This is a genomic window from Streptomyces longispororuber (assembly GCF_024448165.1).
Lineage (GTDB): Bacteria > Actinomycetota > Actinomycetes > Streptomycetales > Streptomycetaceae > Streptomyces > Streptomyces longispororuber_A.
In genome coordinates, this window is record NZ_JAMOLN010000342.1 from 1 (window position 1) to 6,574 (window position 6,574).

The 6,574-nt window shown below is 72.2% G+C and carries 6 protein-coding genes; 3 read left to right on the forward strand and 3 right to left on the reverse strand.

All coding sequences use genetic code 11. The features are described from left to right. Both M4J07_RS45980 and M4J07_RS45985 read right to left on the reverse strand, forming a co-directional pair. The coding region (locus M4J07_RS45980; protein ID WP_255983010.1) for an inorganic phosphate transporter at positions 1-1,187 on the reverse strand (1,187 nt) is incomplete at its 3' end. Positions 1,188-1,403: 216 nt separating this feature from the next. After that, positions 1,404-2,147 carry a lysozyme gene (locus tag M4J07_RS45985; protein WP_255983012.1) on the reverse strand — a complete coding sequence of 248 codons (744 nt, stop codon included), beginning with the start codon at positions 2,145-2,147 and terminating at the stop codon, positions 1,404-1,406. 178 nt (positions 2,148-2,325) lie between these two features. Between M4J07_RS45985 and M4J07_RS45990 the strand changes: the two genes are divergently transcribed. From M4J07_RS45990 to M4J07_RS46000, 3 genes are all read left to right on the forward strand, one after another. Beyond that, positions 2,326-2,982 (forward strand): class II aldolase/adducin family protein, encoded by a 657-nt coding sequence (locus tag M4J07_RS45990; RefSeq protein WP_255983014.1) that lies wholly within the window; start codon positions 2,326-2,328, stop codon positions 2,980-2,982. A 100-nt stretch (positions 2,983-3,082) separates the two neighbouring features. Continuing rightward, positions 3,083-4,210: an alpha/beta hydrolase gene (locus M4J07_RS45995; RefSeq protein WP_255983016.1), complete on the forward strand. Its 1,128-nt coding sequence runs from the start codon at positions 3,083-3,085 to the stop codon at positions 4,208-4,210. 112 nt (positions 4,211-4,322) lie between these two features. Next, complete coding sequence (locus M4J07_RS46000; RefSeq protein WP_255983019.1) at positions 4,323-5,609, forward strand: hypothetical protein; 1,287 nt, start codon at positions 4,323-4,325, stop codon at positions 5,607-5,609. A gap of 7 nt (positions 5,610-5,616) precedes the next feature. Here the strand turns inward: M4J07_RS46000 and ypfJ are convergent, their stop codons facing one another. Next, on the reverse strand, positions 5,617-6,504 hold the full coding sequence (gene ypfJ, locus M4J07_RS46005) for a KPN_02809 family neutral zinc metallopeptidase (RefSeq protein ID WP_255983021.1): 888 nt from the start codon (positions 6,502-6,504) through the stop codon (positions 5,617-5,619). Positions 6,505-6,574 lie beyond the last annotated feature (70 nt).

Here is a 6,574-nt window from a genome sequence, read left to right on the forward strand (position 1 = left end):
AGGGTGCCGGCCGGCGGCGGGGTGACGGCGGCGATGGCCGTGGTCACGACGCCCGCGGGTTCCTCGGCGGCGGCCGGGGTGCCGACCTCGTCGTCGGTGACGTTCCGGTGGTCGATGGAGTTGCGGCGCGACAGCTTCCAGATGACCGCGGAACCGGCGACCAGGAGCGCGGCCGTCAGGCCGATGCCCCACGGACCCTGCTTGGTGAGGAACTCGGCGCCCGCACCGACCAGCCCGGCGGCCGGCAGGGTCAGGCCCCACGCGACGAACATCCGGTTGGCGGTGGACCAGCGGACCACGCCGCCCTTGCGGCCGAGACCCGAACCCATCACGGCGCCGGAGCACGACTGCGTGGTGGAGAGCGAGAAGCCGAGGTGCGACGAGGCGAGGATGACGGTCGCGGCGCTGGTCTGCGCGGCGAACCCCTGCTGCGGCTGCAGGTCGGTCAGGCCCTTGCCCATGGTGCGGATGATGCGCCAGCCGCCCAGGTACGTGCCGAGCGCGATGGCGATGCCGGCCGAGACGATGACCCACAGCGGCGGGTCGGCGTCGGGCGCGATGACCCCGCCGGTGATCAGGGCGAGCGTGATGATGCCCATCGTCTTCTGCGCGTCGTTCGTGCCGTGCGCGAGCGAGACGAGGCCGGCCGAGGCGATCTGCCCGGCGCGGTAGCCCTTGGCGGTGGCCTTCTGATCGGTCTTCTTGCTGATGCGGTAGGTGAGGCGCGTGGCGAGCATCGCGGCGAGGCCGGCGACGATCGGTGCGGCGACCGCGGGGAGCAGCACCTTGGTGACGACGGTGCCGCCGTTCACCGAGGACCAGCCCATCGACATGACGGCGGCGCCGATGAGGCCGCCGAACAGGGCGTGCGAGGAGCTGGACGGCAGGCCGACCAGCCAGGTCAGCAGGTTCCAGAGGATGGCGCCGACGAGCGCCGCGAATATGACCTCTGTCTTGAGGCCGTCCTCGTTGATGATGCCGCCGGAGATGGTCTTCGCGACCTCCACGGAGAGGAACGCGCCGACGAGGTTGAGCACGGCGGACATGGCCACCGCCGTCTTCGGCTTGAGAGCGCCTGTCGAGATGGTCGTCGCCATCGCGTTGGCGGTGTCGTGGAAACCGTTGGTGAAATCAAAAACCAGCGCGGTAACGATCACGATCGCAAGGAGCAGCGTGATGTGTTCCATTTACCCAGGCTTCGGTTGGACGTCAGTGGCACGGTGAACGTAGGCAAGCTGGGTGAACGGAAGATGAACTGGGTCGGGCGGCACGGTGACCCGATCCGGAGGCCCTCCGCTCCGCTTGACACGTGGCGGTGGCACGCATTCCGGATCGACCCCGGTCCGACCCTCCGAAAGCCCCGGAATCACGGGCTCCGGGACTTTCGGCAAGGCCCTTCGGACCTACCCCCGGGCGAACCTCTTGAGCTGGGTCATCGACCCGTTGAAGAGATTCTGATCACCCGGCAGGCGACCGCTGTTGCCGTACTGCCAGAACGTCCAGTACGACCACCCCTTGGGCAGTGACCCCGCGCTCTCGTCGTAGCGGGCGAGCCACAGGGCGTGATTGGTGGCGAAGGCGCCGCTGTTGCCGGTGCACCGCTTCCACCAGTTGTAGTTGGTGTAGATCACCGGGCGCCGCCCGGTCCTGCGCTTCACCTCGTTGCTGAAGGACGAGATCCACCCGACCATCTTCGACCTGCTCAGGCCGTAGCACTTCTTCGAGCTGTACGGGTTGTACTCGATGTCGAGCGCGGGCGGCAGCGTCCAGCCGTCCCGTCGCCAGCCACCGCCGTTGCGCACGAAGTACGAGGCCTGGGTCGCGCCGGACGACTTGTTGGGCAGGGCGAAGTGGTAGGCGCCGCGGATGATCCCGGCGTTGCGGGCGCCGTTGTACTGCTGCGCGAAGTAGGGATTGCGGTAGGTCGTGGACTCGGTCGCCTTCACGTAGACGAACCGGGCCCCCTTGTTCCTCGCCTTCTGCCAGTTGACCTTCTTCTGGTGCGACGAGACGTCGTGCCCCCTCGGCTTCCCCGCCGCCTGGGCCGGCAGCTCCGCGAGCGCGGTTCCCCCCAGGGTCAGAGCGGCGACGGAGGTCGCTGCGGCGATGCGGGCGCGACGACGGGACGGTTTGTGATCACGAGCCATATTTCCCCCCGGATGGCGACGTGCATGACAAATCTCCCAGAGATTACCGGATGATCCCGTCTTGCCCGTCGAAGCCAAGCCAATCGTCCTCAGAAGGGGATCTATGCCCATATGAGGGCTTCCGGACCCCCGGAATCCGGACCGGTCCCGCGAGTCCGGGACTGGCAGGATGCCCGCCATGACGGAACTCGAGCAGGCCTGGGAAGAACTGGTGGCGACCGCCCGCAGGACCGTGACCGACGGACTGGTCGTCGGCACCTCCGGCAACGTCTCGGTGCGCGTGGGCGACGGCATCGTCCTGGTGACCCCGAGCGGCGTCCCGTACGACCGGCTCGGCCCGCGCGACGTCGTCGCCGTCGACCTCGAAGGCGAGCGGCACGCGGGCACCCTCGAACCCACCAGCGAACTGCCGCTGCACCTCGCCGTGTACCGGCACACCGACGCCCGCGCCGTCGTGCACACCCACGCCGTGCACGCCACCGCCGTGTCCACGCTCGTCCCCGAGCTCCCGCCCGTCCACTACATGGCGGCGGCCCTCGGCGGTCCCGTCCGCGTCGCCCCCTACGCCACGTACGGCACCGAGGAGTTGGCCGAGAACATGCTCATGGCGTTGGCCGAGCGCACAGGGTGTCTGCTGCAGAACCACGGAACCGTCACATACGGGGGCAGTCTCTCCCAGGCGTACGACCGCACGGCGCAGCTCGAGTGGATGTGCCGGCTGTGGCTCACCGCCCACTCCGTGCCCGGGCTGACCCCGTCGCTCCTCACCGACGAGCAGCTGCGGGCGGCGGGGGAGCGGCTCAGCGGATACGGGCAGCGGCCGCCGTCCCCGTGACGCGCGGAAATCCCGCCCCACCGGCCCCGGCGGCCCACCGCCGTCACCCCTGTCCACCGCCCCGCTGGCCGCGGCGCGCCCGTCCGTCGACACTGGACGGGTGCGCACCGCCAAAGCGACGGCCGCTGCCGTCACCGCCGTCCTAGGGGCCTCGGCCGCCGCGATCGCCGCCGGCCGACTGGCCAGCGACGCCGCGCTCAAGGCGCCCGCCGGCCGCCCGCTGCCCACCGAGCCCCGGCTCACGGTCCACGCCACCGCGGCCGGGCAGATCACCCTCACCCGCGACCTGGCCTCCCAGCGCCCGGGCACCTACGGGCTCGCGGGCGACGGCTTCCACGCGGTGGTCGGCCCGGTCGTCGAGTCGGCGCCGCACGAGGCCGACACCGTCGTCCGCAGACTGGAGCGGGTCACCCACGGCGCCCTGGAGCCCGGCGCCCGCGCCTGGCTCACGCCCCAGGTCCACATCGGCGACCCCAAGTCCGCGCTCGGCCTCGACCACGCCGACATCGACGTGCCCGGCGAGCTCGGCGCACTGCCCGCCTGGTTCGTGCCCGGCGTCCGCGACACCTGGGTGATCACCGTGCACGGCCTCGGCACCACCCGCGAACACCCCATGAACCTCATGGAGTTCCTGCACCGCCACCAGTTCCCGGTGCTCGACCTCGCCTACCGCGGCGACCTCGGCGCGCCCCGCTCCCCGGACGGCCTGAACCACCTCGGCGAGACCGAGTGGCGCGACCTGGACGCGGCGATCCGCTACGCCGTGCGCTACGGGGCGCGGCGCGTCGTCCTCATGGGCTGGTCCACCGGCGCCGCGATGGCCCTGCACGCCGCCGCCCACTCCGCGCTGCGCGACCGCGTCACCGGCCTCGTCCTCGACTCCCCGGTGCTCTCCTGGGAGGCGACCCTGCGCGCCCTCGCCAAGGCCCGCCGCACCCCGGGCCCGCTGCTGCCGCTCGCGGTCCGCGCCGCCCAGGGCCGCACGGGACTGAGCGGCGACCGCATCGCCGAGGCCGCCGAACCGGCCGCCCTCAAGGTCCCCACGCTCGTCGTGCACGGCCCCGACGACGAGGTCGCCCCCTGGTCGCTCTCCCGCCGCCTCGCCGAGCGGCGCCGCGACCTGGTCACCCTGCACACCGTCGACGACGCCCCGCACAACGCGATGTGGAACGCGGACCCGGCGGGCTACGAAGAGGCCCTGCGGCGCTTCCTCACGCCGTTGATGTGACGGTTCGACCGGTGCCGGCCCGCCGAACCGGAAGCCGTCACGAACCGTGGACCGAACCCCGAACAGAAGCTCCCGTTTGGGAATTCGGAGGGTCACCCTGGAGACTGCTCCAGTGACGTCCCGTACCCCGCGCGACTCCCGGCTCCGACTTGTCCGCCCACGCCGCCAGCCCCTGGCCGCCGCCGTGCGGGTGGCCCGCTGGGCGGATGCCACCCTGAGCCCCGGCAACGACACGGCGGCCGGTGACGGAAAGGGCACCCTCTCCGACGCGACCGCCCGGCGCGCCGCCGACGACCTCGGCCTGACGGTGCGCCAGGTCCGCGCCGACTGGGACACCGCACGGCTGGCCGGACTCGTCGAGGTGCACGGCGACACGGCGCGCCCCGGCTGGCGGCTGCGCGCCTGGGACCGCGACGACACCGCCGTACTGCGCGGCTGGGTCGCCCTGTTCGACGCGTGGTCGCTCGTCCACCCGGCGCCGGACTCCCTGGAGGCCGCCGCGGTGGCCGAGGCCGTCGAGGCCATGCCGCAGCTGCTCTCGTTCCTCCAGCTGATGGCCGATCCGGTCCCGGCGGCCCAGCTCCTCGACCTCCTCGACCAGCGCGTCACCGAGCTGCGCACCGACCGCTGCGAGATCCCCTTCGGGCCCCAGCCGGAACCGGTGCCGCCGCAGGACACCCCGCTCCTGCCGCTGCTCGACTGGGCGCTGCGCGGCCTCGCCGCCGTCGGCGCGCTGACGTACGCCGACGGGCACGCCACCCTCACCCCGCTGGGGAGTTGGGCGGTCTGGGTCAAGCTGGAGCAGATCTGCGTCGCCGCCCAGTCCCCGGCGGGCAACATCGAGCAGTCCGCCGAGGACATGCTGCGCGGCTGCGCCCGGCTCCGCCCGAACGCGGCCCGCGCCGAGTACCGGGCCTGGCTGGCCGCCCGCGACGTCGGCACCGCCATCACCGAACTCCTCGACGGCGCCCGGGGCGAGGACGCCCTGCTGCGCGGCCTCGCCTTCGAGGCGCTGCGCGTCGTCGGCGCCCCCGCCGAACCCGAGGTCCGCCGCGCCGCCGAGGACCCGCACCTGCGGCCCTACGCCCTGCTGTGGCTCGCCGAGTACGAGGGCGCCGACCCCGAGGACGTGCACACCGTGCTCACCCGGGAGGAGGCCACCTGGCTCTGGGTCGACACCGCGGCCGCGGTCGCCGACCACGGCGAAGCCCCGCTCCTCGTACGGCACTTGGAGTCCGCGGTGCAGCCCACCGTGCCCGCGCTGATCGCGGAGGTACGGGCCGTCGGCCACCCCCGCACGGTCCAGGTCCTGGTCGCCCTGGCGGCCGCGCACCCCGACCCGGCGCTCGCCAAGGCGGTCCGCCGGGCGGCCTTCCAGGTGCACACCGGCGGCGCCTAGCCGCGGCTCACCGGAAGGTGTTGCACTGCGCCATGTCGCCGCTCTTGTAGCCCTGGTAGAACCACTGCTGGCGCTGCTGAGCCGAGCCGTGCGTCCATGACTCGGGCGTCACCCGGCCCTGGAACCTCTCCTGGATCCGGTCGTCGCCGACCGCCGCCGCGGCGTCCAGGCCGTCGCGGATGTCGGCGTCGGTCAGGCTCGTGATGAGCGGCCTGCCGGTCGACTCGTCGGGCGTCGTGGTGGCGTGCCGCGCCCACACGCCGCCGTAGCAGTCGGCCTGCAGCTCGACCTTCACGGCGTTGCTGTTCTGCCCGGTGCGCCCGTCCTGCGAGCGCTGCAGGGTGCCCATCAGGTTCTGCACGTGGTGCCCGTACTCGTGCGCCACCACGTACGCCTGCGCGAAGGGCCCGCCGCTCGAACCGAACTTCGTCCGCAGCTCGTCGAAGAACCCCAGGTCGAGATAGACCTTCCGGTCGCCCGGACAGTAGAAGGGGCCGACCGCCGACGTCGCCTGCCCGCACGCCGTGGGCACCCGGTTGGTGAAGAACACCGTGGACGCGGCGCTGTAGCTGCCGCTGCGGCGCTGGAACTCCTGGCGCCAGTAGTCCTGGACGGAGTTGACCACGGCGACGATCCGGCAGTCCTCCTTGGTGTTCGCGTCCGATCCCGTACGGCACTGCTGCTGCACCTGCGCCGCGCTCGACACCGTCGTCGCGGGCGTGCCGGTGTCGTCCGACGAGAGCCCGAACTCGTTCGTGCCGAAGAACAGGCCGAAGAACAGCGCGATCAGCCCGGCGAGACCGCCCCCGATGGTCGCCTTCCCGCCCGGGACCCGGCTGCCGCGCACGTCCTGGACCTCTGACGTGTCCAGGTTGGCGTCGTCGTCGAACTGCATGCCCGTACCGCCTTCTCGCCGAGAATCGACCACTTCATCCTGTTACGTGCCTGGGGTACGGGCCCTGATC

What these genes read in the sequence shown, in the direction of transcription:
- M4J07_RS45985 (WP_255983012.1), bottom strand. Translation starts at nt 2,147, where the DNA reads ATGGCTCGTGATCACAAACCGTCCCGTCGTCGCGCCCGCATCGCCGCA.
- M4J07_RS45990 (WP_255983014.1), top strand. Translation starts at nt 2,326, where the DNA reads ATGACGGAACTCGAGCAGGCCTGGGAAGAACTGGTGGCGACCGCCCGC.
- ypfJ (WP_255983021.1), bottom strand. Translation starts at nt 6,504, where the DNA reads ATGCAGTTCGACGACGACGCCAACCTGGACACGTCAGAGGTCCAGGAC.